At 37.5% G+C, this 26,884-nt stretch carries 21 protein-coding genes; 12 read left to right on the forward strand and 9 right to left on the reverse strand.

What is annotated here, in order from left to right; all coding sequences use genetic code 11:
- The first annotated feature begins 38 nt into the window (after positions 1-38).
- Both EGN73_RS03380 and EGN73_RS03385 read left to right on the forward strand, forming a co-directional pair.
- The gene (locus tag EGN73_RS03380) at positions 39-1,004 is read left to right on the forward strand and encodes a 6-bladed beta-propeller (protein ID WP_246611458.1); all 966 of its coding nucleotides are present in this window, start codon (positions 39-41) and stop codon (positions 1,002-1,004) included.
- Between the two features lie 557 nt (positions 1,005-1,561).
- The gene (locus EGN73_RS03385; RefSeq protein WP_219287073.1) at positions 1,562-2,710 is read left to right on the forward strand and encodes a DUF4221 family protein; all 1,149 of its coding nucleotides are present in this window, start codon (positions 1,562-1,564) and stop codon (positions 2,708-2,710) included.
- A 426-nt stretch (positions 2,711-3,136) separates the two neighbouring features.
- On the opposite strand, the gene EGN73_RS22655 is transcribed toward EGN73_RS03385, so the two are convergent.
- The gene (locus tag EGN73_RS22655; RefSeq protein ID WP_281422224.1) at positions 3,137-3,259 is read right to left on the reverse strand and encodes a hypothetical protein; all 123 of its coding nucleotides are present in this window, start codon (positions 3,257-3,259) and stop codon (positions 3,137-3,139) included.
- Between the two features lie 31 nt (positions 3,260-3,290).
- Positions 3,291-3,788 (reverse strand): transposase, encoded by a 498-nt coding sequence (locus EGN73_RS03390; RefSeq protein ID WP_246611459.1) that lies wholly within the window; start codon positions 3,786-3,788, stop codon positions 3,291-3,293.
- Between the two features lie 679 nt (positions 3,789-4,467).
- On the opposite strand from EGN73_RS03390, the gene EGN73_RS03395 reads away from it, so the two are divergent.
- Positions 4,468-4,731, forward strand: coding sequence for a hypothetical protein (locus tag EGN73_RS03395; protein WP_219287074.1), 264 nt, complete (start codon positions 4,468-4,470; stop codon positions 4,729-4,731).
- A 111-nt stretch (positions 4,732-4,842) separates the two neighbouring features.
- Here EGN73_RS03395 and EGN73_RS03400 read toward each other — a convergent pair whose 3' ends face one another.
- The gene (locus EGN73_RS03400; RefSeq protein ID WP_219287075.1) at positions 4,843-5,451 is read right to left on the reverse strand and encodes a hypothetical protein; all 609 of its coding nucleotides are present in this window, start codon (positions 5,449-5,451) and stop codon (positions 4,843-4,845) included.
- 370 nt (positions 5,452-5,821) lie between these two features.
- On the opposite strand from EGN73_RS03400, the gene EGN73_RS03405 reads away from it, so the two are divergent.
- Positions 5,822-6,061: a hypothetical protein gene (locus tag EGN73_RS03405; protein WP_219287076.1), complete on the forward strand. Its 240-nt coding sequence runs from the start codon at positions 5,822-5,824 to the stop codon at positions 6,059-6,061.
- Between the two features lie 121 nt (positions 6,062-6,182).
- Here the strand turns inward: EGN73_RS03405 and EGN73_RS03410 are convergent, their stop codons facing one another.
- The 3 genes from EGN73_RS03410 to EGN73_RS03420 form a co-directional block, all read right to left on the reverse strand.
- Positions 6,183-7,532 carry a RagB/SusD family nutrient uptake outer membrane protein gene (locus EGN73_RS03410; RefSeq protein ID WP_219287077.1) on the reverse strand — a complete coding sequence of 450 codons (1,350 nt, stop codon included), beginning with the start codon at positions 7,530-7,532 and terminating at the stop codon, positions 6,183-6,185.
- Between the two features lie 137 nt (positions 7,533-7,669).
- Positions 7,670-10,876 (reverse strand): SusC/RagA family TonB-linked outer membrane protein, encoded by a 3,207-nt coding sequence (locus EGN73_RS03415; RefSeq protein WP_219287078.1) that lies wholly within the window; start codon positions 10,874-10,876, stop codon positions 7,670-7,672.
- A 19-nt stretch (positions 10,877-10,895) separates the two neighbouring features.
- Positions 10,896-12,890: a TlpA family protein disulfide reductase gene (locus EGN73_RS03420; protein ID WP_219287079.1), complete on the reverse strand. Its 1,995-nt coding sequence runs from the start codon at positions 12,888-12,890 to the stop codon at positions 10,896-10,898.
- 1,208 nt (positions 12,891-14,098) lie between these two features.
- Between EGN73_RS03420 and EGN73_RS03425 the strand changes: the two genes are divergently transcribed.
- Together EGN73_RS03425 and EGN73_RS03430 are read left to right on the forward strand one after the other, a co-directional pair.
- A complete protein-coding gene (locus tag EGN73_RS03425) occupies positions 14,099-14,293 on the forward strand; it encodes a hypothetical protein (RefSeq protein ID WP_219287080.1) in 195 nt (64 codons plus the stop codon).
- A 365-nt stretch (positions 14,294-14,658) separates the two neighbouring features.
- Entirely contained in the window at positions 14,659-15,213 is a 555-nt protein-coding gene (locus EGN73_RS03430) for a hypothetical protein (RefSeq protein ID WP_219287081.1), read from the forward strand.
- A gap of 68 nt (positions 15,214-15,281) precedes the next feature.
- Here the strand turns inward: EGN73_RS03430 and EGN73_RS03435 are convergent, their stop codons facing one another.
- Entirely contained in the window at positions 15,282-15,551 is a 270-nt protein-coding gene (locus EGN73_RS03435) for a hypothetical protein (protein WP_219287082.1), read from the reverse strand.
- A 283-nt stretch (positions 15,552-15,834) separates the two neighbouring features.
- On the opposite strand from EGN73_RS03435, the gene EGN73_RS03440 reads away from it, so the two are divergent.
- Genes EGN73_RS03440 through EGN73_RS03465 form a run of 6 tightly spaced genes read left to right on the forward strand, consistent with a single transcriptional unit; the run spans position 15,835 to position 22,436 of the window.
- Positions 15,835-17,142 carry an SIR2 family protein gene (locus tag EGN73_RS03440; protein ID WP_219287083.1) on the forward strand — a complete coding sequence of 436 codons (1,308 nt, stop codon included), beginning with the start codon at positions 15,835-15,837 and terminating at the stop codon, positions 17,140-17,142.
- Complete coding sequence (locus EGN73_RS03445) at positions 17,132-18,994, forward strand: ATP-binding protein (protein WP_219287084.1); 1,863 nt, start codon at positions 17,132-17,134, stop codon at positions 18,992-18,994. Before EGN73_RS03440 ends, EGN73_RS03445 begins: the two co-directional genes overlap by 11 nt.
- An 8-nt stretch (positions 18,995-19,002) precedes the next feature.
- Positions 19,003-19,212 (forward strand): KTSC domain-containing protein, encoded by a 210-nt coding sequence (locus tag EGN73_RS03450; RefSeq protein WP_219287085.1) that lies wholly within the window; start codon positions 19,003-19,005, stop codon positions 19,210-19,212.
- An 8-nt stretch (positions 19,213-19,220) separates the two neighbouring features.
- Positions 19,221-19,439, forward strand: coding sequence for a hypothetical protein (locus tag EGN73_RS03455; protein WP_219287086.1), 219 nt, complete (start codon positions 19,221-19,223; stop codon positions 19,437-19,439).
- Positions 19,440-19,451: 12 nt separating this feature from the next.
- Positions 19,452-21,392 (forward strand): AAA family ATPase, encoded by a 1,941-nt coding sequence (locus tag EGN73_RS03460; protein WP_219287087.1) that lies wholly within the window; start codon positions 19,452-19,454, stop codon positions 21,390-21,392.
- Positions 21,393-21,410: 18 nt separating this feature from the next.
- On the forward strand, positions 21,411-22,436 hold the full coding sequence (locus EGN73_RS03465) for a hypothetical protein (protein ID WP_219287088.1): 1,026 nt from the start codon (positions 21,411-21,413) through the stop codon (positions 22,434-22,436).
- 144 nt (positions 22,437-22,580) lie between these two features.
- Here the strand turns inward: EGN73_RS03465 and EGN73_RS03470 are convergent, their stop codons facing one another.
- Both EGN73_RS03470 and EGN73_RS03475 read right to left on the reverse strand, forming a co-directional pair.
- On the reverse strand, positions 22,581-23,807 hold the full coding sequence (locus tag EGN73_RS03470) for a hypothetical protein (protein ID WP_219287089.1): 1,227 nt from the start codon (positions 23,805-23,807) through the stop codon (positions 22,581-22,583).
- Positions 23,808-24,341: 534 nt separating this feature from the next.
- Positions 24,342-26,882, reverse strand: a complete 2,541-nt coding sequence (locus tag EGN73_RS03475) for a tetratricopeptide repeat protein (protein ID WP_219287090.1) — start codon at positions 26,880-26,882, stop codon at positions 24,342-24,344.
- Between the last annotated feature and the right edge of the window lie 2 nt (positions 26,883-26,884).

Consider the following 26,884-nt stretch of genomic DNA (forward strand, 5'->3'; position numbering starts at 1 on the left):
CCGACTCACTACAATCTTTAAAAACAATTGAAATAAAGATGGATTTTTTGAAGGGAGATTCGCCGGGATTACAGATTGAAATTCTGGACACCATCAACCTTGAGGCTCCGGGAAATCCTGTACTTACTACCGTCCAGGACATAGCCTTCTCACAACACTTCTTTCTTCTAGTAGACAGAAGACAGGGTCTATTAAAATTTGACAACAAGGGTAGTTTTTTAGGGAAAATCGGGGAGAAGGGAGAGGGGCCAGATGAATATACTATACCATATGCGATTCACTTGGATGAAAAGGAAAATGTTGTGCTTGTGGCGGATTGGCAAAAAATGACCGTGATTTCCTATTCCCTCGAAGGAAAATTTGAATCAACAAGCAATAAAATACCTGGGCATCCTATCTCCTTCTATAAAGATAATGATACCCTTTTGGTTGTTCAGGAGACGCTTAATGGTACCAAGGAAAAGCCCCGTCAGGTGTTGATAAGCTCAATTGAACCCAAAACCCTTGAAGTTAAAAACTGGGAAAGGCCACTTTACGGCTATCATTCTAATTACACACATATCCATCCAATCCCCAGGATATTAAGTCGGGTAAATAACGCAATCTTGTTTTATATGCCAATCAACCGGGGAGAAATATCATCGCATAGGGACAGGGATACGATTTTTAGAAAACAGGAGGGTCGATTGACCCCAGAATACCTACTTCATTTCATTGGATTTGACAACACACTTCAATTGGGAATAAGCCAAGTGGTGATGTCCGATAGCTATGCATTTTTACATGTTGTATATGACTATCGTTCCTATTTTATAGTAATTGATTTGGAAAACAATCGTCCCCTAATTCATTCAAGGCAATTATTTGATCAGGAGATGACACATGAAATAATTCCAAAGCCTTTTAAAGGAAATGTGTATTACTCCATAATAAGGAATGAGGAAGGTATTGAAGAGAGAAACCCAATGATCGTGTTGTATCTTATGACTTTCGCTAGAAATTAAATGAAAAATTAAGTTTAAAAATGCTGCTTCCTACTACTGACTTTAGATATTAGGATTCTATATCTGTTTTAAACTTTCGATACAATTCTATTCCTTTGAAAACCACTTTCCCCTTCTACAAACAACGCAACTCCAAGGACTGTGGCCCTACTTGTCTCCGTATAATTGTTAAAAGTTATGGTAAACTGTGTATTTTAGGCTTCCGGCTGCTGGGTATAGTTTGAAACTACCCCCTTTTATCCTTTCCAATTTGCAATTGGACTATTCAATTAGACGCTCAATTTGAAAGGTAATTCCCGATAAACCGAATTACAAATTCATTTTGATAGAAAGGCGTAGTTACAAACTACGCCTAGTACCAATGCCAAACTTCACCCAGACGGGGGTATGATGCTGGATGTCTCGAAAGGAAATGTGGTTCAAAGCACCCTAATGTAAGTTGCTGCCCACAAACTAATTGTAGTGACCTTACAGATGGGTTTTGCGTTCTTAATTAACAAGAATTCATGAAGCCGCAGTTATAGTGGCTTCTTTTTATTCCTTAATAAGAAATCATAATGAAATATTTAATTATATTAATTTTATTGTTTTCTGCGTGTACGGCAAGAAAAATTGAAGTAGAATATTCATCAGTGTCTTATTCATTAGATACTGTGAGAATTAATTCTAAGGATGAAATTTTGGATTTGTGGGGATTTGCGTCATTTTCTGATTTAAATTTTGATGAAAATTCAATTTTTTCCTATAATTCTTTCAATCATTCATTGGATCAAATAGATCTTGAAAAGTTAGAATTTACAAAAAGGATACCATTTGAAAAAGATGGGCCAAATGGAACTGGCGAAATTTTCGTTGGTTTCAATGTGTTGAAAGATGATCGTTTTTTTATTAAGTCTTATGTGGAATCTGCAATTTTTGATGGTACTGGAAATTTAATTCAAAAAGTAGATTGGATAAATTCAATAGATTCTAATGGGGAAAAATATGACGATTCCCCCATGATACAAATTCTAGTAGATTCAGAAGATTTACTTGTTTTTGGTCTTTCATACGATTATGAAAATATTGAAGTTAATCTTCATGTTTTATCTGTAGGAGAAAATAAGGTAGACCGATTAAACCTCAATTCAAAAAAATCATATGGTGATTTAAGTATTAGGAGTGCTCGGTCCGGTAATATTGTTGATCCTAGTATTGAATTAATAAATCAAAATAACAAGATCATTATAAGTTATGAATTTTCAAATGAGATCGTCTATTATGATTACAAAGTTAAAGCATTGAGATTTGTAGACTATAACCCTACACTGACTCCTAAAAGGGTAAAACCCCCAAATATTAGTGTTGGTCAATTGGAACAAATAATTAAAGAAACAAAACATTTCAAAGAACAAGTCAGCTATTATCGTCCAGTATGGGATTCTGAAAGCAAGCAGTATTTTCGTTTGTCAACAATAACAATATTTTCGGAAGAAAGTAAAGAAAATTCAAAGGCTACTTATGGTGAAACTCAAGAAATAAAGGTTTTTCTAACTGTTTTCGACTCTGAATTTAATCTCCTTTCTGAACTTGAGATAGAGGAATTGTCAGACTTTGATAATGATTATTTCATTAAAGATGGAAAGCTTTGGCTATTCATTAACTTGGACGATGAAATGGGGTTTGTCAGAATAAGTTTAAATAATGTAATAAGAAACTCATATTAGGTTAATTTAAAAGAATAATTTTTGAAACTAAATTCCCCTTCTACAAACAACACGACTCCAAAGACTGTGGCCCCTCTAGGTATAGTCAAAGTTTGAATGCTAGGGCTTGGTATAGTTTGAAACTACTCCCTTTTTTCCTTTCCATTTTGCAATTGGACTATTCAATTAGACGCTAAATTTGAAAGGTAATTCCTGATAAATAGAATTACAAATTCATTTTGCTAGAAAGGCGTAGTTACAAACTACGCCTAGTACCAACGCCAAACTTCACCCAGACGGGGTGTAGTATAGACTTTCGGTGGTGGCTGGGTGTAGTTTGCCCACCCTACACCTGGCCCAAGGCTAAAATGATCTAAAGAGATCATTTATTAACGCCTTGTCCTACCCTTTTATCCTAACCAATTTGTAATTGGAAACCAACCAAAACTACCAATAATCCACTTCAATCAAACCCTTTAGTCCTGAATAGTTTCTGGCACTGGAATAAAGGTATTCTTCGGCGTTTTCGACCCAGCCCGCCCTGACCGGATTTTCATGAATATAGTTCATCCTACTCTCAATCATCTCCGGCCTGAATAGTTCAATCGCATGATTTTAATCTGTTTATAATTTGATTGTCAAAGGTCAGATTGAATCTCGCAAAAGAATCATCCTGTCTTGTGATAATTTCGTCAGGCTCGATTTCATGGGTCCAAAACTGCATCTCTCCCGATCTTTTGTTTGAATTTGCATGATAGGAAAAAATCATTTTGAGCCATTCCTTTCTGCTCTCCTGTGGATTCTCCATAATCATCGCCAATAGCTTCTTGCTGGTAAACTTCTTGAAATCACGTACCCAATCAGACAGCTTCCCCTCTTTCTGCTGGACAACCAAGTGGATATGATTGGTCATGATCACATAACCGAACAGGTAAAGTCCTTTTTCTTTCCTACAAAATGTCAAGTTTTCGAGTATAAAGTCCCGGTAACCTATCCTCGAGAAAACATCAGCCCATCCTACTACCTGGAAGGTCAGGAAGTATGGCATTTCTTGGTCTCTTATCTGAAAAGCATCGCCCATAACTAAAACTAATATCAAAAAATCGAATTACAAATTCGAAGTAATAAAAAGGTGTAGTTACAAACTACACCTAGCGCCTACGCCATTCTTCACCCAGGCGGGGCTGAGCTGATTTACCCAGCTCTACGCTCCAATATTTCCCATCCCTGTTTTTGGCGGACCCTTTAATTCTCTATTGGGCATCCCTCGGCCAAAAATAATTTCAATATCACGCTTCATAACCTAGGGTTGAAACCCTAGGCTATAATAATATCGCCCCTTTGGGGCTTGGCATATCGCTGTGAAAGCCGCAATTCCAATCGCAAGGTTGTGAAAGTTGGGAGGGTAAAGCTTCCACCGAATCACTCCTCACTGATCACTATTCACTAATAACTGTTCACTTCTTCCTTCATTATTCATTATTCAATGTTCAATGTTCCAAATTCGAAATTAAAAAACTGCTTCAAATGGAATTGACCAGTCACTATTCACTACTCACTGTCAACTACTCCTCCCGACCATGTCCCGTAGATGTCCCGTGTGTGTCCCGTACATTCGCCTACTTTTGGCTAAAAATCCAGAAACCATTGTATTTTTTTTATAGGTAAAAAAGCGGTTTTATCCAAGCACTTGTTCAATTGCGGCTTTTGTACAAGTCCACGGTTTAAGGCAGTTGACATCCTAACTTCTCTTGGGTAAATTGAGAAAAAGCCCGATTATGTCAGCATACCTTGCCACATACAGAAAAACCTTAAAGCAGCATCAGGAGATGGCAGCCTGTATGGGAAAGATAAAATACCCGACAGAACAGATCGCCTGGATGGTATTTTACAGGTACTATTTTCCATTTGGGAAGCGGGGCAAGTCAGTACGCTTCAAAATCGATAAACTCTCCTGTTACAAATGCAGATTCTGTGGTTTTTGGCACATGGGCACCCCAAAAAGACAATCAGCTGCCCGGAACAAAACTGCTTGGGACTAAAAGAACAACAGCAGCTTGGGCATTCAATCTTCATGCAACTTTCCAAAATGTATTTCCATCAGCCTTTCTTGACAAAAAAACCATCTACAAAATACCATACCCCTACAATGATTAAGCACCGAAATTCAATTGGTCCCAGCTTTTGATGGCATTGGAAAGGCCGTTTTGGGAGACATTCAGATAGTTGGCCAAATACCTCTGTGTCTTACTGAACCATTTGGGCTGATTGTATACCAGATAATCCACTTTATTATAAAGTGAATGTATACCCAGCAGATGCAAGTAAAGCCTGACATCAAAATCCATTACCGAGCGTATGTGCTTGGATAATTTTTCAGGAGCCATTTCTTCAGAAGTCAGGGAATCCATCAAAATATTGACGGGGATTGCCGTGAACTCCGATCTGTTTGCAACTTCCCATTTCTGATCCCTTATGTTTGGGTTTATAAAATTGGCCGATCCGGTAAGAAATATGGATTGGGGAACCTTGATGGCCCTATAGGAAGATCCATCTACAAATGACAATGTCCCCAACACAGCACCCTCATGTACAAATACCAAATGGGGATCATTGTTGACCGGGAACCTCACTTCCTCGCCTTTGTTGAAGGACACTTTTTTTGCCCGCAAAAATATCCCAGTGAAGGCATCACGAAAAAACAGGCCATGCTTGCTCGCATACCTGAAAATATCCAGTTTATATTTAAAGTCGCTGGCCATTACCTTTCCTCATTCGGTTAAAAACGCCCATTAATTTAAGAAACAATCAAATAAAGTAATAGTCCATATGGGACTTTTTTAGGCCAATGTGATAAAACGCGATTTTCACACATTTATGAATCAAAATGACATTTTCACAAATAGCTGACAATGTGGTGTTTGCAAATAAAAAAGATGCATTTTAGTTTTGAATAGGTTAAGATCTAAACCAATGCTGCCCGATTTCACGGGTAAAGTGATCTAGGTGAAATCAGCACAAAACCCCGGCGGCAAAGTCAAGTAGACAGGGGATTCCGAAAACCCTAAAACAGAGTAGGATAACTACCAAAACGTTTTTACTGTCTTTTTTGATTGTTAAAAAAAGAAGTGCATGATGAATACTTTAATCAAAAGATTACCATTATTAGGATTTGTTCTGGCCGGAATATTTGCATTTGCATTTACCCAGCCTAATGCTCAGGAACCCGCCTATCAATTAGTAAACGGGGTCCCGACTGATGTCTCAACCATGAATTATCGTTGTGACTTTTCGGATACCCAAATCTGTACTTTTGAAGATGTCGCTCTGACTATCCCAAAAGAAGATGGTGAATTCTGGTTAAATCCCTGAGTAGTTTGACTGAAGCCGGCTAAATGCCGGCTTCTTTATTCAAATACAAACAACATTCTGAATAACCTCTGCCATTTTATTAATACTGCCTTGGAAATAATTCCAATTCTCAGCTTGTTTTTCAAAACCCTTCTAGCCGTTTTTCACGCGGTGGGATATCTAGCGTATATCTAGCATCCCCTGGCTGTATAACAACCCGCTCCTCTTCAAAAGAACGTTCTAAAACCACTGCAAAATCAATCTCTTGGTTTAACCTCCTGATATCCGACCATCTCAGTCCTCTACCAAAAAGTTCGCGTTTTCTTTCGTCAAGAACATATTCCAGAACTACCTCTTCCGGCATCTCATTAATCCCAGGCAGGTTTTCTGGTGCAAACCTATTTTCAGCTAATTGTTGTAGCAAGGATTTTGCTTTAGGAAATTCACCTTTTCGGGCTGCGACTTCTGCAGAGATCAAAATCATTTCAGGGGTAGTAATTCCTGAGAAAAATTCTTCATCTGCTGTATAATGACCAATAAAAACATACCAACCACCAGGATTTTGTCTAAAAAATGCGGATTTTCTTAAATCTTCCTCCGAAAAAAGATTGGCAAATGAATCACTAACTTTTAGCAACTGACTAGAAAGAAATGAGGCAAAATAGAAATTAGAAAAGAAGATAGTTTCTTCATTAAATCTCTGAAAGGGATTCGTGCCAGTAAGCACCAATGAGTTAAAATTTGTCAGACTGGAATTCTTAACAAGCACCAGTTCTGAATACTTTCCTGCCTCCTCGTACATTCCCATACTCAGGTATATTCTTGCCAGCAATGCATGTCCGGAACTAAGGTTCGGGCGGGTAGGATAAATTACATTATCAGGCAAGCCTTCCAAACTCAACTCTAAATCCTCAATTATAAACTCATACACTTCCTGTACAGTGGCCCTTTCAAAATGGGCATTAGGATCTGCCACTGTACGCAAAGGAAAACTTAGTGAACTGTTATCTCCTCCAGGTACATACGCTTGTGCAAATACCTGCGCAAGATTGAAATATGCTAAACCTCTAAAAAAATGTGCGGATGCCCTGATTGCATTTTTCCGCAATTCCTCAGCCTGATTCACAGGTGAAACCTTTTCAATCTCTTCCAGAATTATGTTAGTATTCATTATCTGTAGATATTGCCTACTCCAATCCATGGCAATCTCATCCTGTCCGAAAGGCTCTTCTGCCCAAAGGTATACTTCCCTGATCCAGGGTTGAACCGAACGCAGAAGTGAGGGGTCTGCTTCAAACTCATCAGACCTGATAAGTTTGAAATAGGTTTCAGAATTCATAGCCTGGGTGTTGTTGTCCAAAAGACCCTGCATATCATCTAATGTGGATATCGTAACCAAAGCCTTGTCAGGCTTTTCATCCAGAAAATTTTCGCACGCCCATAAAACTGATAACAGGGTCAGGGTTAATACTGTTCTAATCAAGTTTTTCATGTTTTTATATTTTTTTAAATGGTCACACGGAATCTCGCAACTTCAAAGATCCTTTGTGTGCGATTCTTCCCATGTTCGATTTCATATGTAAGATTTTAAGCATTTCAATGTTTTTTTTAGTCATGGACAAATCATTTTTACAGGTCCATTCTTAGCCCAAAGGCAAAACTTCTCAAGGGTCGCATAATTGGAAAATCAGGATCAATTGGCTGGTCTGTGGCCTTCCATAGCATAGCGACATTGTTTAAATAGGTGTAGACTTCAATTCCTTTAACATTGGTTCTACTTCCCCTTGTTTTATCAAATCTGTATGCTAGCCTGATATCCTGTAATCTTATATTATCCCCCCTTTCAACCAAGTCTTCTGAAAACTGAAAGAACCTGTCCCTATTGAAATTCATTGCTGAAGGAAAAGCAGGAATATTGGTGTGGCGCTCATCCCCTGGCTGCTGCCAGCGTAGAGCATAATCATTATGGGAAATCCTTCCGTTAAGCAGTTCGTTGTAATTGACAGATTCCCTGCGGAAATAATGACCTAATCGGTAGGAAACATTAATCGATACACTGAAATTATTTATTCTAAAATCATTTCTTAAAGCACCGAAATGTACAGGCCTAGCCGGTCCATGGTAAATCAGTTCGTCCATTGATGCTGTGGAAAATATTCTGGCATAATCCATACTGGGTTCACCATCCAGATATCCCCTTGGCATTCCGCTGTCCGGATCAAGCCCCGCAGAGGGGAAGCTATATATAGCAATAAGCGGCTTTCCCTCCAATGGGGTTGGAACACCGAAGCCGTCACCTGCTGTAAGATATTGCAGCGGACTTGCCTCGAGTTCATATCCAGTTACTTTTTCATATACATGACTGGCAAGCAGGTTTGTTCGCCATGAAAAATCACGTTTCATTACAAGTGCATAGCTTAAGACCACATCAGCACCCACAGTTCTTGTATCAGCAAAATTTCCTCTAAAACTGTTTATACCTCTTGAACTGGGCATGGGGATAGAGCCGATCAGGTCTTCTCCAGTCTTTCGGTAAAATTCAATGTTCCCTGACAGCTTTTCGTCCTTGAAGGAAAAATCAATGCCCAAATTTAGCATACCGATCTTTTCCCATCTTAGGTTGGGATTTGGCGGGTTATTTATCCTAGCAGATGGCAGACCTGTGATCCTGTTGAAGCTCCCCCCAAAAAAAGTCGCTGTAGTCAGAGAAGACAGGGTCCGGTCTACATTTCCATTGTAACCGTATGTGGTTCTGATCTTCAAAAAATCCACCCACTTTGAAGTAAAAAAGCGCTCCTCGGAAAGAATCCAGCTCCCTCCCACTGACCATAGAGGCACTCCCCGAAGATTGGTTTCAACCCCAAACAGGTTTGAAGCATCTTTCCTAGCTGAAAGAGTAAGCCCATAAAGCTTCTTATAGGTATAGGCAGCATTACCATAATAGGAAATGTATCTTTCCACCGTACCGGAAATAGCTTCTCCGGCAGGAATTCGCTGAATTGAATTAGGGTTGTGAAACTGACTGTACTGGTTGGCAAAGTCAACAAACATATTTGTTCCTAAATCCCTCCTGTAACCATAATATCTTCCACTCCTGGAATCCACGCTCAGGTCTTTTGCCTCAAACCCGCCCAATAAATTCAACTCATGGTTTCCAATAGTTTTCCCGTACCTCAACTGGCTCCTGAAGTTCTGACTTTTGGATTCTGAAATCCCCCAATCAAGTATACTTCCTTGAGGAACTGCATTACTGGTTATTCCGTCAGGACTCAGTTGTGTAAATCTGTTGACAAGATCCCTGACAAAAAAAGATTCAAAAGGAGAATAATTTTCTGTCGCTCCTACGCCCTGCCAATACTGATGAAGCAGTTCCAAATACAGCCCTTCCGAAATTTTATAATCCAGGCCTGCATTTATACGTAAATCCCTAAAAGTATTGCTACGGTCAAGCAAACCGATCTCATCAAGCGGACGGTAACGCCAATCAACCAGACTCGGATGATTAGACTCCACTGATTCCAGATAACGGGTACTGTAGGTTCTGCTGATGGGCAGGTGCATGCCATTTACATCAGAAAAAGTGTCATATATTGAATAGTCCAGACTTGTCGGAACTTCAGTACTCTGATTCCTTTGGGTTTGGACGTAATAAATCCCCGTGTTCAACCTGAGTTTTCCATTCAAAAAATTAAATGTGTTTTTTGAATTAAGGGTCAGTCTTGAATTCCTGTTGCCGACTATATCCTCTGTATTGTCGTCATAACCTGCTGAAAACATATAATTTACACTTTCATTTGCGCCACTTATATCCAGAGCATATTGTTTGTTCACCTGATTTCTAAAAAAGTGCTTACTTAAATCATTGCGTACATCATTTTGCCGAAATCCCTGTAAAATGGCATTTTTTTCTGCTTCTGTTATCCGGCCATCTCTATGGGCTATCAGTGTTTCTACACCATGCGAAAGTGCGGTTCGGTTTAAAGAAATTTCTGCACTGTTGAATACACCCCTTTCAAATAAAACCTTTTCTACTTCCAAAAAATCCGAAGAACCCATAAGGGGTCTGTAGAATTGATCCTGCGCTTCGATAATATTTGAATTCACATTGAGTGAAACCCGTAGTCCCTCTCCCTTTCTCCCCGACTTTGTATTGATTACTATGACACCGTTCCCAGCTCTTGCCCCCCATATTGATGCGGCTGCAGCATCCCTAAGAATGGTAATGTTCTCTATATCGTTGGGGTTGATATTTTCCAATGGACCATCATAGGGAAAATTGTCAATTACAATTAAAGGGCTTGTATTCGCGAAAATTGTACTCCTACCCCTGATGCTAATAGGATCAGCCTGTCCACCTATTCTGTTAAAGATCAAGCCTGAAGTAACATCCTCCAACCTATCCAGTATTCCTGTGCTTACCCGGCGGTTGATGAGTTCATTGTCCAAGGCCACAAATGAACCCGTTGACCGTTCCTTGCTCAGGTTCTGGTAACCTGTGCTGTAGATTTCCACACCTTCCAAGGCAAAATCTTCTTTTTCCATCCGGACAACTATAGTACTGATATCCTGATCCTTAAGCGGATATTCAAATTTGGTATATCCTATGTAAGAAAATTCAAGTATTTGATCTCCAGGGCCAGGTACTATTTCGAAGTTCCCATCCTTATCAGAGACGGTTGCAGAGGTGCGGCCCTGAACCTTTATTACTACACCTGGGATTGGCATGCCGTCATCGGCATCCCGAACGTTGCCTTTTATTGTTACGTCTGACTGGGCAGCTACCAAACCAGATAGCCAAAGACAGAGAATTGAGGTAATAAGATAAATTTGTTTCATAGGTTTTGACTTTTATACATCAGTTTACAGGATTTGATATGAGGTTGCTATTAATCAGATTTCGCCATCCTTCAAGACTTTGGGGAAATCCTCCGGACTGCAATATTTTTAGTCCCGGACCGAGAACTAGCTGGTTGGGAAAGGAAGAAATTCTAAAATCAGCGAGTATTTTATGGTCAGGTCCTGCGTAATAGTTTGTGGCATGTGGGGAGGTATACTTGCCGGATTGCAGGCTTTTTTTCCAAAGTTCCGGATCCCCGTCAATAGAGATGGACACAAACTCTATATTGCCTTGTCCGGAATATTCTTCTTCGAGTTTGGAAAGCACATCTCTGTAAAATTTCACACAAGCCCCGCAGCCCGTGAACCAGAAGTCCACCAGGACTATTCTGTCTCTTTCCAAATCAGCAAATCCTCCCTGTCCACCTTTTGGTGTTATAAATCTGTACTCTTCAAGTTCACTTGAAGTCTCCATGTTGGCTATGTATCCTTTGAAAATTTCTGAAATCCACGGCGTCTCTACGTGCTTACTGATTTCTGAAATCCAATTTTCCGGATCTGCTATTCCCTGGCTATGCCTCAGAAAATAATATGCCCATAATTTATCCCTTACCTCGCCATGGTAATTCTCCTTTACCCAGTTTCCAATATCAATGCTATCAATTTGTGAAGAGACAAGTGCGTACTCAACAATGGCCCCAGGTAGCTCGGAAGAATAATAAATCAGATTTCCAGGGATAGGATAATCTTGTGGCGTTGGAAGTTTTTGTCGAAAAAAAGTAACAAGACTATCCTGCAAATCAGTGTCATTTCTTTTTACAGCATTCGCATAATCAAACCTAAAAAGGTTATATAAACCGTACAGCTCTTTGCCAAACCTGTTGGCATGAATGATATTGATCTGGAAATCTGTGGATTCAGCTGAAAATTTTTCTGTACTCCGAAATTCTTTTTCAAGCTCCTCCGATTTTCTATGCAGGCTTTTCAGGTTATAAAATTTGTCATAGGGAATAACCCTTACCTGGCGACCATATTGGGATCCAAACTCATCAAGCAACATGGAAAATCCTTGGTTGTATAGAAGATCATTAGGATCGGAAGTATTAATGGTGATACCTTCCTGGAATTTTTCAAACTGGAATTCCCTAACCTGCTTATATTGAAGGTCGAAGGCGGGAGCAGCTTTTCCATCGAAATAGGTATACTTGGTAAAATCATCAAAGAAGACCATTATACTGTCTCCCGGCATCACCAAATAATCCCTGATCAAATAATGGTTGTCTGCTTTTAATGAAAGGTATGCAGGCTCATTGAATTCCGGAGAAACCCACCTCATGTACTGAGATTTTGGGTTAACCTGTGCCATGGTACCCTTTTTTAAGGCAATTGTATCTCTGTAATGATCAAACTGAGTAGGGTTATGCCATAAGTAATTTTCAAACAATTTTACTTCTAGCTGATTGTATTCGAATGGTGAATGTATTTCCCCATAGATCACAATCGGAGCACCGGCACCCTGTTGTTCTTCTTGTGCCACTCCGGCTAAAGGCAATAGCATTATGACCATTACCATCATTTTTTTGGAAACGCTAAAAGATGGCTCAATCACCTGACGCGAACCATCTCTTAGATAGAAGTTGGGTATTTCTTTTAACCCTGTGTTATTTCGGTTGGAAAATAACACCCATACCAGCCATTCAATCAACAAGTGAATAAAAGGCACAAATGAGGCAAGATTCAGTAGTCGGTTAAGTGTCTCTTGATAGTGGGCACCATAAAATAGCTCTGTACGAAATCTTTTGTATTCAACACAAGCAGGTTTCTTTACTACCGATCTGCCGAACATGTATTTGCAGAGCCAGGTCGTAATCGGATTGGAGTTTCCCGCTGATTCTGAGGATGGGTCGTCCACAACTCGCTGGGGATGGTCCGGGCAACTTCTTCGGATGCTCAGGTATTTGCTTCCTAAGAGGCATACAAATGTCAGGTAGAATATATTTAAATATTTTTTCATACGGTTAAGTCTTAACAAATGCTGGGGAATGTCTGTGATAGCATAAATGCATAGGGCACATTACAGCAATTGGGTCGATGGGATTTGAAATTTTTTATAAGGAAATAATAGATTAAGGAGGCCGGAATCCATGTTATCAACTAAATCTCCGGCCCGGAAGCATGCCTTCCCTCCCGGCGCAGTACCGTCACCTTATGTGAATCCGCTAGCTACATTTGGGTTCATTGATCAAATCACCTTATGAGAATTGAAATCCGGGAGCCTTGTATGGAGTTAGGGGTAAAGTTTTACTTAGCGAAATTCCCTGGGCTTGATATAAGAAGGCATGCAAACATGCCTGCTGCCGTCTCTGAGGGAGTGGTTTCTATAAGCCAGTCCCTTGATGCGGACCTTGGCAGAGCGGAAGGAGGCCACGAGGAATGATTCCTGTATGCTATCCAGTATCACTCTGATGGTCAGCGCCAGAGATGCCAGCCAGAGCACGGCATTTAGGCTTCGGGGGTACTTGGCCCCCATGGCAGTCACCGCCCGGAGACGGATATATGCAGGACAGGATTCCGGAGGGTAGAACACATTGTATAGAGCCTTTTTGATCAACCGGATCGGGGAAAAAGCCCTTCATACGGGAGAGGGCGGGGAATCCTCCCCTGCCCTTTTCCCTTTGGGGTGAGTCACAACTCCCTTGCGGATGCCGTATGATTTGCTTCGGTATAGGCATAGGAATGCCAGGTAGCAGTTTTTGAGGTAAAGTGCCATTGTTGATTGAAGATTTAAGATTGTAGATTGTAGATTGTAGATTTAAGATTGAGAATCGAGAATCGAGAGACAAGAGAATTCCATTAAGCAGGTTTTTGACCTACTTTTAGGAGAGAAGACATTGGAAAGCCCCTACAAAAGGCCAATCCATGATGATCTAAGCGCCAATGTCTATGATCTAGAATATAGACTACAGCATCTCAAACCTATCTTTTGTCTTCTTATGTCTTATGTCTCACGTCTAATTCCCATCGCCTATCAACTAGTACAATAGACTCACAGACCTAAAGTCTTATATCTCACGTCTTATGTCTATTGTCTTTTATAAAGCTGCTTCCGGTACCTTCCGACTGGATCATGTCCCTACAACAGGCTGACCTAGTCTTGCTTTCCCGATGCTCGGGACAGGCTTTGCTTCTTGATTCTTGTATCTCACTAGTGGGCCTAAAAGAATGTCTTTGGCGTTTGGAGGTTTCGTATGCCCACCTGGTAGGAAAATCGGTCTGTCAGACCGGGGATTTGATGATGTTACGCTGGATCTCTTTAAGAGAGATGATTCTACCGATCTGGTAAGGGGAAGTGCAAGCGGTACCCTCCACCCTGCTTGCCAGGGAGTGCGCTGGTCGCGCAAAAAGATCGATGTGTGAAATGCTCGCTTTCATGGTTTATCATATAAAAACGAGTCTGGTTCAGGTCGAAAAAAGAACACTATAGCGTGGGCTTCTACCTCAACCATATCACAAGGTTCCGACGCCTTTAGGGATGGTATCGATAGGGCCCAAGCGCTATAGTGCATACAAAAGTACACAAAATAACATCTTGGGCATTAACCTACCGTCTCTCCCTTTTCAAATTGTCGGAATTTGTGATAGAGACTCTTAGTTTAATGACACTAATAATCTTATATAAATTCAGTTCTTTTTAACTGATAATTCAAAAATAAACATTACAGTACAAATAAAAAAACATTTGATATAAAATGTACTAGAAAATTTTGATGGATTTGCTCATTATGAGCAAAATAGACGAACATAGAGCTGATATAATCTCTAAAAATTTGGAGTTAATAATGGAAGAAACGGATCTAACAATTGATGGAATTGTTGAATTCACGGATGTTTCAAAGCCTACAATTGACAGGGCGTTATTAAAACTCTCTAATATTTCGCCAAATAAGCTTAAAGAAATAGCAGTTTCATTTGGTTTAATTTCATCTCAACTTTCGAATAAATATCCTGTAAAAACCAGTCATTTATCTAAATTAAAAAAGCTAATTGATTTTAAGACTGATTCTTCATCTAACCCTAAATACTTCATTAGTAAATCAAAAAAACATAATGCTCATAATTTTGTAAAGGATCAACTTTTAAATGATGCTTATTTCAAAGAAGAAAGACGATTAAGTGATATCAAGAGAAGACTTAAGGATAGCCAAGATTATATCAAGACTTTTACAGATAGTGCATTGGAACAGGCTGTTAAAAGAATTGCTGAGAAATTCGAGTGGTTTAAAGTCTCTAGAAAAAGCCCTAAAGGTAAAGTATTCTATTACCAAGTTGTAAAGTAAATTGTATTGTCATAGCTCAATTTAATTATGGAAAATCTTGAAAGACGATAAAAAATGATTTTCCTATCTCATTTATACGATTGAAACAAGGCCTTGATTTCCTGCTCAGTAGGTTTTACTATACTTTTTACAACAGGGTTTACCTTGTAGTTTAAAACACATGGAACAAAATCTTCTTTTGTGAACTCTCTCCCAAGTCTTTTTTTAAAACAGCTTAGGCATAACATGCCTTTGCCCACACCATATTTATTCCAGAGCTCTTCTGTGACCCCATAAAAGTTATCTTTTCCTTTATTGGTATCGATACCACAATCTCTACATATATAATCCCTTTTCATAAATTGAATTATTTCTTGTTACTAAAATAATAATTTCAACCGTTTCAAACACAAAATTCGGACGCGGATCCGGGTATTTTTTGATTGTATTTCTAATAAGAAACTCTCAATTATTCGACTTTAATCCTGAAATGCCAAATATTTTAGCGATTTAGAGTTGGTTTATGGTAAAATTACCCTGTACAGGGTATTTTATGGGAGAGGGGAAATGGGTAGGTTTGGTGATTCTCTTTGATATTTAAAGGTTTTATTTATAATCCCCTTACTTAAATCTACAATTTAAATGACATTTCACGACCCAATCCGTCAATCTAAATATTTAAGACAAACCTTATCTCAGGATAAAAAGCCAGTCGGTTTTTTTATTTCGGCAGGATGCCCTTTAGCTGTTTCAATGCCAGAAGGCAAATGGCCATTGATTCCTGATGTGGCTGGCTTAACAAAATACATTAAAGATGAAATTGACAAACAAACAACTCTTGTTGATGATGATCCACGAAGTTTAGCAGAAGCATATACTCAACTTATAGAAGAGGTAGTAAAAACTGGAAAGACTAATCCAAACATTGAGGATATTTTAAGTTTTCTGAGAGGCATGATGCAAATCTCTAAGGGAGCTACTGACATTAGAGGGTTTTCCGAAACTGAATTACAAAATCTTGAGAAAATAGTTTGTCAGAAAATAGCTGAAAAATTGAACGTAGAATTACCTGACAATAAAACACCTTATCATAAATTAGCTAAATGGGTAAATAATATTGATCGGGATACTCCTATAGAAATATTCACTACTAATTACGATCTATTATTAGAAGAGGCATTCGAATCTTTAAAAGTCCCATATTTTGATGGGTTTGTAGGGACGAGATTTCCTTTTTTTGACTTACGGGCTGTTGAAGATAATCTGATACCCATTCATTGGACAAGACTATGGAAAATCCACGGATCTATAAACTGGTATCTCAAAAACAATAAGGATGTTTATCGTTCCACTAGCTTAGAAGAATGTGATTCGTATATTATCCATCCTTCTCATTTGAAATATGACCAAAGTCGTAAAATGCCATATTTGGCCTTGATAGATCGCTTGAACAAATTTTTAAGACAGAATTCAGCGGTATTGATATTGTCCGGCTATTCTTTTAGTGACGATCATTTAAATGATACAATCCTAAATGCATTAAGAGCGAACCCTACGGCCATGGTAATAGCATTGTTATATGGGGATTTAACAACAATTACAGAAGAGAAAGAAGGGGAAGAGACAACCGTTAAAACGATAATAAATTATGAGAAGGCTTTAAACTTGGCAGAAAACAGATCAAACTTAAGTATCTGGACTTTGGACGAGGCCGTAATTGGAGGACTTAGAGCGAAATGGAAACCAACGAAACTAGATTTTGAAGCCGAAGAAAATCTCGCAAATGCTATAAAGCCGAAGGATATTCCAGTACTTAATGAGGAAGGAAAAGAAACAGGCGAAAAGTTAAGAGAATATCAATTTTGCATTGGGGACTTTTCTGTTTTAGGCGATTTTCTGCAAGAATTAATCGGCAAAGAACAGTTCAAAATTGAGAAGGATGGCATTTAAATCTACTTATTTAGGAACAATTCAAGATGTTAGCGGTACATCACTAAGTGTTTCATTGGATAATACGGCACCATCTGGTCTTACTTATGTGGATGGAGAAGGGTATCGTATTGGTCAGATTGGCTCATTTGTAAAAATTCCTATTGGCTATATTGATCTGTTTGGTATTGTTACACAAGTAGGTGCCAGTGCCGTTCCTGAAAATCAGATATTGGCACAGCCTTATGGATATCGGTGGATCAAAGTACAACTGATTGGGGAGGGACAAAGAAACGGTTCTTTCCAAAGGGGAATATCTCAATATCCTACGATCAGCGACGAGGTTCATCTGGTCTCAGAAAGTGACTTAAAGAAGATTTACGGACAGCCGGATAGGCCATACTTCGTAAAGGTAGGGCACATAGCAGGTGCTGAATCCATTCCGGCACTAATTGATATCAATAAATTGATTACTCGCCATTCTGCCATTGTGGGTACTACGGGTTCTGGAAAATCAACAACTGTTGCAAGTATTCTAAATGCTATTTCTGATCCAGTAAATTATCCATCAGCAAGAGTGCTTGTATTTGACCTGCATGGTGAATATGGCCATGCCTTAAGAGACAGAGCAAATATTTTTAAAGTAAATGCAGATAAGACAGCAGGAAGTATTGAAAAGGATTTATTTATACCTTTTTGGGCATTAAACTTTGAAGAACTTTGTAGTGTAAGCTTTGGAGCCTTTAGTAATGAGAAAGACGAGAATTATGTTCTAGAGCAGATATCCTTCGCAAAAAAAGAAAGCTTAACAAAATATGCAAAAGAGGGCGTTTCCGAAGATACACTAAATGTGGATTCTCCGATAGCTTTTAGTTTAAATAAACTATGGTATAAACTTTATCTGGAAAACTTTGGCAAGTTTTATCCTGACCGTCCTGATCGTCCACTTGCATTTGAACTTGATGATGCAGGATTAGAGATGAAAGGAGATCTTTCGACAGGAATTCCCCCTGTTTTCAAACCCATTAATACAAATAGAGAAAATGGAGAGCGTGTTCAGCACCCCACATCAAATCTGAATGTAGGACAACAACTCCACTCTTTGGGAGCAAAACTAAGAATCCCACGATTTGATTTTTTATTTAAACCAGGCGAATGGACACCTGATGAAGATGGAAAAACAGAGAAAGATCTGGATTCTTTGATTCAGGAATGGATAGGAAGTGATAAGCCAATCACAATAATGGACTTGTCTGGAGTGCCAAATTCAATCCTCAATACTATCATAGGAGTTTTATTGAGAATAATTTATGATGGTCTTTTTTGGGCAAGAAATCTGTCACAGGGAGGAAGGAACAGACCTTTGTTATTACTGATGGAAGAAGCGCATAATTATTTGAACAACGAAGGCAGTGCATTACCAATAGTCCAGAAAATTGTAAAAGAGGGGCGTAAGTATGGTATTGGAGCAATGATTGTAAGCCAAAGACCTTCAGAAGTAAATTCTACGATTCTTTCGCAATGTGGGACATTCTTTGCCTTGCGATTAGCGAATGCTACAGATCGAGGGCATATTACGAGCGCTGTAACGGATAATTTAGAAGGATTGACCAGTATGTTACCGATTTTAAGAACAGGCGAAGCTATTATACTTGGTGAGGCTGTAAAACTTCCTATGCGGACATTAATTGATGCTCCACCTAAAGATCGAAGACCAGATAGCCAAGATCCAATCATTTATGACGAGCAAGGAGACGAGGATTCAATGCATCCCGGTGGATGGGGAATCAAAATGGAGGAAAAGCCAAATTATAAAGAATTTTTAGAGACTTGGAGAGCCCAAAGTCCATTTGTTAAACGTATCATTAAATAATTAAAACTATGAACAGACAAGCAGTTACCTCTTCAAACATTGCCTCAATAGGTTACGAGGCAGATTCACAAACATTAGAAATTGAATTTTTGAATGGTGGCGTATATCAATATTTTGATGTACCTCAATATGTTCACGAAGAACTTATGAATGCAAGTTCTCACGGTCAGTATCTAGCTCAGAATATTAAAGGCGTATACCGTTTTTCTAAAGTATAATATTTATCATGGAAAGATACAGGAATTCAGGAGGGGATTCAGGTGTCTCCTCCTATGAAATAGGTTCTGATTATATCATTGTGAAGTTTTCAGGCTCAGTTCGGACTTACCGATATAGCTACCGAAAAGCAGGTCAGCATCACGTCGAAACTATGAAAAGACTTGCCCGAAGTGGTAGTGGTTTGAATAGTTACATCAACCGATATGTGAAAAACTTATATGATTAATGCAATAATTATATGCGATCAAAATTACTAAAAATATCTTTTGGAAATTTAGGATGTATCGGCAACGAAGGCCTGTCGGTCAGCCTCGATAACATCCTATGCCTTGTTGGAGATAACAATGCTGGTAAGTCAACTGTATTGAGAGCTTATGAATTAGCTGTTGGTACACAAACATACTCTTACGATAAGGATTATTGTAAAAGATCCGATCAACAAAATACTTATGTAGAAATCTCAGTTCACATACCAGAAGGAACAGCTAATATAGCTGAGAAGTGGAAAGAGAAACAGGGAGATTTATTAGTTGTAAAAAGCAGATGGGAATGGGATAAAAATGGTTCTAAGACAAGAAAAACGTACGATCCCGAAACTCAAGAATATTCAGATGATGGTAATGCTGCAGGTCTGGATAATGTTTTTAATAGTCGATTACCTGTCCCCTTCAGAATAGGTGCATTGGAGAATCCGCAAGCGGAATTAAAAAATTTACTGAAACTTATAGTTGATCCTATCGCTGAGAATCTACGTTCACATTTAGATAATAAAGAATCCGAGTTAAGCAAGGCATTAGAGGTCTTTACTGACCACGCTCAAAAGCCAGTAGAAGAGCATAAAGAGATTATTGAAAAAATAAGCCAAAGAATGACTAATAGTCATAACAAAATCTTTCCAAATCTTTCTATTGATTTAAATATAGGAATGTCAGACTTGAAAGTTGACCCTCTTGATGCATTGATTAAAGGGTCTAAATTAAATATTAAAGAATTTGAAGAAAATATAGACTGGGATCAGCAAGGGAGTGGTTCTCAAAGAGCATTGTTTTGGTCATTATTACAGGTTCGGTCAAGGCTACAGGCAGTAAGGACTTTTAAAGCCGATAATGAAAAAAGAATAAAACAAATAGAAAAAGATATTAAGAAACTTGAAGGCGAAAAGGAAAAGGCAAAGACTGATGCAACAAAAAAAGCGAAACAAGTAGCAATTGATGAAAAGCAAGAAGAGTTAGAAAATGCAAAAAAAATTGAGGCAGAAAAAGCGATAGATGAAAGAAATAATGAAGTAGCATTACCAGGTTATATGTTGCTAATAGATGAACCAGAGATAGCTCTTCATCCAAATGGAATAAGAGCTGCATCTAAATACCTTTATGAACTGGCTAACGATCCATCTTGGCAGGTTATGCTTACAACCCACAGCCCTCTTTTTATTAATCCCTTTGAGGATCATACAACAATAGTTCGATTATCGAGAAATGAGGGCAATCCCACTCCAAATACCTATCGGTCTGATGAGATTAAATTTTCTGACGAGGAAATTGAAAATCTGAAATTACTTAACAGTTTTGACCAAAACCTTTCTGAAATGTTTTTCGGTCAGTATCCTATTCTGATTGAGGGTGATACTGAATATGCTGCGTTTGACACAATTATGAGAATGAATGCAGGAAAATATCACGTTAATTGCCGCCCGATACTAATAAGAGCTAGAGGAAAATACACAATCATTCCTTTGATAAAAATGCTAACGCATTTCAAAATAGATTTTTCTGTACTGCACGATACTGATTATCCAAAGAATAAAAAAGGCAATATCAATAATGTCTGGACGGGGAATCAGGATATTTATACTCAAATAACAAACGCGAGAAAATCGGGCCTAAGAGTAGTTCATAGAGTTTCTATGTCAACATTTGAGGTAGCTCATAATGATATTGAACTTGATGAGGATGGAAACTATAAATCTTCATCTGCAAAAGATAAACCTTGGATAATGTACCAAAAAATTAAAGAAGAAGATGCCGTAAAAAAATCTGTTGAAGTAATCTTAGATGATCTTATTGGCACAGAATGCAAGGAAGAACCATTTGATAAAGATTTTTCAGAAGGATTGGTAGAGGAGTTTCAAAGATGGGTGGGTGAAAAAGGCATAAAGGATATGAGGTTTGTAATATAATTATAAAGTTAGATCAGGATGTTAAGGATAAACCAACAGCTTAAACGCTTAGAGATAAAAGAATTCGAAATCGAAAACCATATCGTTTTCAACTATTTCGATAACCTTCCGGCAGCCGAAAGAGATGAAAAATTGCTTAGGGCTATTTACATAGGTGTACTGGCATTAATGGAAGATCGTATTTCGGCATTTCTTTCCAAAACGAGCAATGAATTGGGAACGGAACTGGAAAGTCTGAAAATGATCTTTGATATGAAAAAGGAGCTGTTTTACAAGTCCTCTATCAAAGGAATATTGGCAGAGGACGAGATAGCCGATTTTCTTAATCAATATTTTGCAGAGAAAAGATTAAAAGACCGGGCGATACTTACGGGTAATACAGCAGGAACCATTCCGAGAAATAAAACAGGCGATATCATTTGCGAGGTAGACGGTAATCCCAACCTGAGAATCGCTATTGAATGTAAATTCGATAAGAGTGTCCGGTTAGGAGATATTGAAACCAAAGACTTGTTTACACGGAAAACTGATACGGCTTGGAGTCAATTGCTCGAAGCGCAAGCTAACAGAGATGCTAAAGTGAGTCTAATTGTATTTGATATTTCCTTGGTGGATAATTCTGTTCTTAGGGAATTTGAAAACATAGGATATATTCCTGGTGTAGGATTAGTTGCCATTATCAATTCACAAAAGGGAGATTACAGTAATTTAGCCATTGCCTATATGTTGGCTCGTGACATTGCTTTAAATGCCAAGGAATTCGAACTCGATAAAGATATTTTGGCAATGATGGTAAACCGGATCATCAAAGACATCAGCGAAGTATTGACCATAAAATCTTTGGTTCAAAATAACATTGACAACAACAAAGCCATTTTAAAGCAATTGGAGAAATCAATTCTTTTGATGGAATTCAACCAAGAATATTTGAAACGCTTTTTAAGTCAAGGAACACTAACCAAAAAGGACTTGCTAGACTTCTATTCAGGAGAAGATGTCAAAGACAAATACCGTTTAATTGAAAAGGAGATAAACGAGATTTAATATATTTTTTACTTATCTAAAGTATAGAAAGAGTAAAGGGGGACCCCACCCCTTTACCTTTCCTGATTTTTTAAATAAAAAGTTACCACCGCATACTTTTTTACATTTAGATATTCTCATTTCAAATTCACATTCGATATCAAATCAAACAATTCTCTTGCTTAAAGCATCATAAAATAAGTACCTCAAATACTCTTTTACTTCAGGATCATTAGTTACTAAATTCAGCTTATTAAAAAGCTTCAACAAATCATACATATTAGTCACCTTAGTTTCTAATTCTCTTATCAGCGCATTTTTATGCTCTTTCAGTTCGTCTACTCTAGCGTTATCAATTTTACGCTTTACTAAATCACGAATAAAATCAGGTTTATCAATCTCACTGATATTTTTTGCGTCTTCAAAAACAGTATTGGTAATAGAATCCACTTTTGAAATATCATTTAGCATTTTAATTGCAGTCGGGACGTTTTGGCCATGAGTTATTCTAAGTATGCTATACTTTCCTGTAGTTTGAGGTTTAGCGATTATTTCACCTTCAATTTTTTTGTTTTTATCATAGTAACATATTTTCAATAGACACTTGAAATTAAGTGCTCTGTTCTTAATTTCATCATTAGAAACTTCGATCAATTGGGTTACTTCTCCAAAGTTTTTAAGTTGCTCACTCCTATTACTTTCAAAATATATTCTGACATAGGATTCACTGTATTCAAAATTCGAAATTCTAAATTTGTTACCTGTTGCTTTAGAGGATTTATGTAAAGAGATTAATGCGACAAAAAGAGCTACCTTATTGTCGTAGTTCCTGTATGATGTACTTACAATTGCTCTTAAGAAAAAAATATTTCTTTCATACTCTTTCAATAACCTGAATATCGATTTATTTTTTGTTGCCTTTGAATTTTTTTGAAGTAATTCTAAGTTGGCATATACGATATTAGATAGACCTTTTGAAAAAAGTTGAGAAGCATATTTATCCATACCATTCATTTTTTCGAAGAAATCAGTTCTTGCAGAATAGATTGGTAATGCAGTTATATTTTCATCCTCCTCAGTAACACCTTCAAAAACGATTGCAAATTCTTCCTTTGATTTTCTAGTAGAATCGAATTCTAAACTCCTATAAGAGGTTTCATGGTCTATTTTTTTATAATCCCTATCAACTGCCATAAGCCTTGACAATGCGGTGTTAGCTCCAGGAATAGAGATAAACTCTTCTTTAATATTATCGATTTCAAGAGACTCCAATAATTCTTTTTCAAACTTATTACCCTTTAATAAGGGAATTATCTCTTCTACTTTGATTCCAGTATCTGAGACTGGTACTTCTTTGCCTGTAAATGTTTTAAATTTCTTGATAAGCTTCATTTGATTTTAAGGTAAGATGATAAATAATTTAAAATAGGCCGACCATAGATCGGCCCAATGCCATAAAGGCCTAGTTTGGTGTGGATCTTCTATGTCCAGGCACCTTCACTGGTTTCCCATCTACCTTTCTGGTATGGGGCTTTACTGGGACGATTTTCTTCCCATCTCCGGTTTTTGCCATTTTTATAACATTTAGCCACCTCTGTCAAATAGGCAGAGGAAATACCTACCGGGAAAATAAAAAAACTCTTACCTTTGGGTTGCGAATCCTTTTAAAGGTAAAAGCGGGGGAGCCTATTTTCCCAACAGAGCTCTCCCCTTCTTTTTTTTCATTACCAACACCTTAGTAGGTGTTTAACATTTTTTAACATTCATTGTGCCAAGAAATTGCTGAACAACTTTCTCCAAACTAAATTCCATTTTATTTACAATAACCAAAATTATAATTGGAACATATTGTTTCATTCGGTAAATATGGCAGACTCCTGATTATCTTGTCAGTACAAGATTCCTTTTTCATGACAAGACTGACAACTAATCGTATTTCAATTTCATTTCTTCGATTTTTAGCAGGATATCATTTACTGGTTGGGTAAGTTCTTCTCCCATTTTTACAACCTCATTTGGGTATTCTTCTTTTAGTAGCGTCATCAAAGCGTAGTATGTTGGTTTTAGAACTTCCTTCAATACTTCATTTTCAGAAAACAACTTGAATACTGAATGATATTGAACTTTAGACATTAATAAGAGAAGTGTATCGTTAAAAATATCTCGGATGCCATCAATCTCAATCGAATCATAAACCACTTCATCCATACCTATTAATTCAGAAGCCTTCTTATAATCTCCTAATATTATGTAACCATAAGCACCATAAATTTTTAGAAATGGTGGAACTATATCAGTTTTCTCAAATATCTCTAAAAGCCCTTTTAATTTGTCTTTATTAAGAGAAACCCGCATGTTTATTAACAATAAATAGGATATCAGCTGCGTAAACTTTACATCAATTACATTAATCCTTTCAAAATCTAATAAAGCATTTTCCAAGTATTGTTCAGCTTTTAGAAATTCTTTTGATTCAAAATTTTTAGTTTTTAATATTTTGATTCCGTGGTAGAAATTGTAGAATGGACTTTCTTTCGGAACATGCTTTAAATATTCACTAAACTTTCCTTCCGATTCCCCCTCAAATTCAAATTCATAAAATTCTAATAAGTCGATAGCTTCAACTCTACCACTTTTGAATCCAGACTCAAGGATTTCTTCAGCATTTGTATACTCTTTCCGATTCAAAAATATTGTCGACAAAGCCTTGTAAGGTGTTTCCTCCCCAAGTTTTATAGCTTCTAAGAAGTACTTTTCTGCTAATTCAAATAACTCTAAATCAAAATACAGATTTCCAATTTCTAGAGTTTTTTCTCCTTCTTTTATTTTCGGAGAATTACTTAAAACCTGAATCATTAAATCAGGATCTTTTGAAAGAAAGCAGAGTTGTTTTAAAAACCCAAGATCATCAACCTCAATACCATTAACACTCAATAACTCTGGTCGTATTTTATCTAACTTCTTATCTAAATAATAAAAAAATGATAAAACAAACCTATGTATATTTAATCTATCATTAATTTTTTCAAGAATATATATTGCCTTTTTTAGATCCCCTGAGTTGTATGATTTTGTCGCAAGGGCGAGTTTTTTCTGCCCCATATTTAATAGAGGTTTTTGATCATCTTTAAGAATCGCAAAAGTTTCCTCCATTATTTGATCGAGAATTATTGGGTTAATTTTGTTAATGTCAGATAAAGCCTCTACTAACAAAAGAGCTGATTTAGAGTTATAAGCTCCCGATTTTAATCTAAGTATATGCTTTTCCATAAAAGTTTGAATACTTTCTTCATCATCATACCAAACCTCAAGAAATTTTGTCAACCATTTAACTCGACGTCTATCTTTTCTGTCACCGATACGCATCAAGTACCAAATATTGAAAAACCGCTCCCTAACCTGATAAAGATGGTTTTTGGTATTGGTTTGCTTTTTTTCGATGACATTGTTTTTCTCTAATTGAGCCAAGTGTGCTGATACTAGTTTGGTCTGAATTCTTTTACCATCTTCCCGGATTTGAGTTGCAATATCTCTTGCACTAATTGCGTCCCAATTTTTTGCAATAACGTCGACAACTCTTCTTTGCTGAACCGGTAATTCTTCAATCCTACTTTTATACAGTGGCGTGATTTGATCCAGAATAGTCTCTAAATCATTCAAGGCAGAACCATCTTGATCTTCCAATAACACTTGATACACCATCATTAGGGTTCTAATTACTCCCCCAGTGAGAATTGCAAGTGTGTCGATTTTTCCCTTCGCCTTTTTTAAGTTTATTTTTTGATTACTTTTTTCCTGAAGTTTTTCAATCAAATGAAATGTTTCTTCTTTTGTCAAGCCCTCCAGTCTTACAATTTGAAAAAACTCATAAAATGGTTCAGAATAGTCATGTAAATCCTGTAAGACAATAGCAGATGCTCCAATAATCCTTATCTCACTACAATGCATTAAAATCTCTCTAAGCCTCCTCCTTTCCTTTTCCTTGAGATTATCTAAAAAAAGTTGTCCAAAATTGTCAAAGAAAATTACAAGCTTCTTCTTATTCTTTTGAAGAATCTCAATTAGGTAATCAAAGCATCTTTTTTCGTAATCCTCAAAATCAATGAAGTCTTCAGTATGTTCGAAATGCTCTCCATTTGTATCTAGAGCATCATCTAGATAATCTAACAGTTTTTCCCATAATCTTGAAAGAGAAGTGAGGTCGTAAGCTTCTTCTCCAAAAAAGACAGGAAGAAGCCAACTGTTTAATTCATCAGAATTTTCAATCTCATATTTCAAGCGAAGCAAGAGTGTTGTTTTACCCATGCCTCTTTGTCCCTGAATCAAATAATGTTTTTCAGGATACTTCATATCACTAGACCTTATATCTGAAAAAATCTTTTCAAAGGTCTTCGTTCTCACAACGAAGCTATCAATCAGTTCTGGCTTCTCTAGACCAGCTGGATTATATAATGTTTTTACACTCATGT

It is taken from the genome of Arthrospiribacter ruber, from assembly GCF_019343195.1.
GTDB classification, from domain to species: Bacteria; Bacteroidota; Bacteroidia; order Cytophagales; family Cyclobacteriaceae; genus Arthrospiribacter; species Arthrospiribacter ruber.

Coding starts and splice junctions, on each gene's coding strand:
- EGN73_RS03430 (WP_219287081.1), top strand. CDS start 14,659: ATGAGCAAAATAGACGAACATAGAGCTGATATAATCTCTAAAAATTTG.
- EGN73_RS03425 (WP_219287080.1), top strand. CDS start 14,099: ATGTCTTTGGCGTTTGGAGGTTTCGTATGCCCACCTGGTAGGAAAATC.
- EGN73_RS03410 (WP_219287077.1), bottom strand. CDS start 7,532: ATGAAAAACTTGATTAGAACAGTATTAACCCTGACCCTGTTATCAGTT.
- EGN73_RS03380 (WP_246611458.1), top strand. CDS start 39: ATGGATTTTTTGAAGGGAGATTCGCCGGGATTACAGATTGAAATTCTG.
- EGN73_RS22655 (WP_281422224.1), bottom strand. CDS start 3,259: ATGAACTATATTCATGAAAATCCGGTCAGGGCGGGCTGGGTCGAAAAC.
- EGN73_RS03465 (WP_219287088.1), top strand. CDS start 21,411: ATGTTAAGGATAAACCAACAGCTTAAACGCTTAGAGATAAAAGAATTC.
- EGN73_RS03400 (WP_219287075.1), bottom strand. CDS start 5,451: ATGGCCAGCGACTTTAAATATAAACTGGATATTTTCAGGTATGCGAGC.
- EGN73_RS03415 (WP_219287078.1), bottom strand. CDS start 10,876: ATGAAACAAATTTATCTTATTACCTCAATTCTCTGTCTTTGGCTATCT.
- EGN73_RS03455 (WP_219287086.1), top strand. CDS start 19,221: ATGGAAAGATACAGGAATTCAGGAGGGGATTCAGGTGTCTCCTCCTAT.
- EGN73_RS03450 (WP_219287085.1), top strand. CDS start 19,003: ATGAACAGACAAGCAGTTACCTCTTCAAACATTGCCTCAATAGGTTAC.
- EGN73_RS03445 (WP_219287084.1), top strand. CDS start 17,132: ATGGCATTTAAATCTACTTATTTAGGAACAATTCAAGATGTTAGCGGT.
- EGN73_RS03475 (WP_219287090.1), bottom strand. CDS start 26,882: ATGAGTGTAAAAACATTATATAATCCAGCTGGTCTAGAGAAGCCAGAA.
- EGN73_RS03470 (WP_219287089.1), bottom strand. CDS start 23,807: ATGAAGCTTATCAAGAAATTTAAAACATTTACAGGCAAAGAAGTACCA.
- EGN73_RS03420 (WP_219287079.1), bottom strand. CDS start 12,890: ATGAAAAAATATTTAAATATATTCTACCTGACATTTGTATGCCTCTTA.
- EGN73_RS03440 (WP_219287083.1), top strand. CDS start 15,835: ATGACATTTCACGACCCAATCCGTCAATCTAAATATTTAAGACAAACC.
- EGN73_RS03405 (WP_219287076.1), top strand. CDS start 5,822: ATGATGAATACTTTAATCAAAAGATTACCATTATTAGGATTTGTTCTG.
- EGN73_RS03385 (WP_219287073.1), top strand. CDS start 1,562: ATGAAATATTTAATTATATTAATTTTATTGTTTTCTGCGTGTACGGCA.
- EGN73_RS03435 (WP_219287082.1), bottom strand. CDS start 15,551: ATGAAAAGGGATTATATATGTAGAGATTGTGGTATCGATACCAATAAA.
- EGN73_RS03460 (WP_219287087.1), top strand. CDS start 19,452: ATGCGATCAAAATTACTAAAAATATCTTTTGGAAATTTAGGATGTATC.
- EGN73_RS03395 (WP_219287074.1), top strand. CDS start 4,468: ATGTCAGCATACCTTGCCACATACAGAAAAACCTTAAAGCAGCATCAG.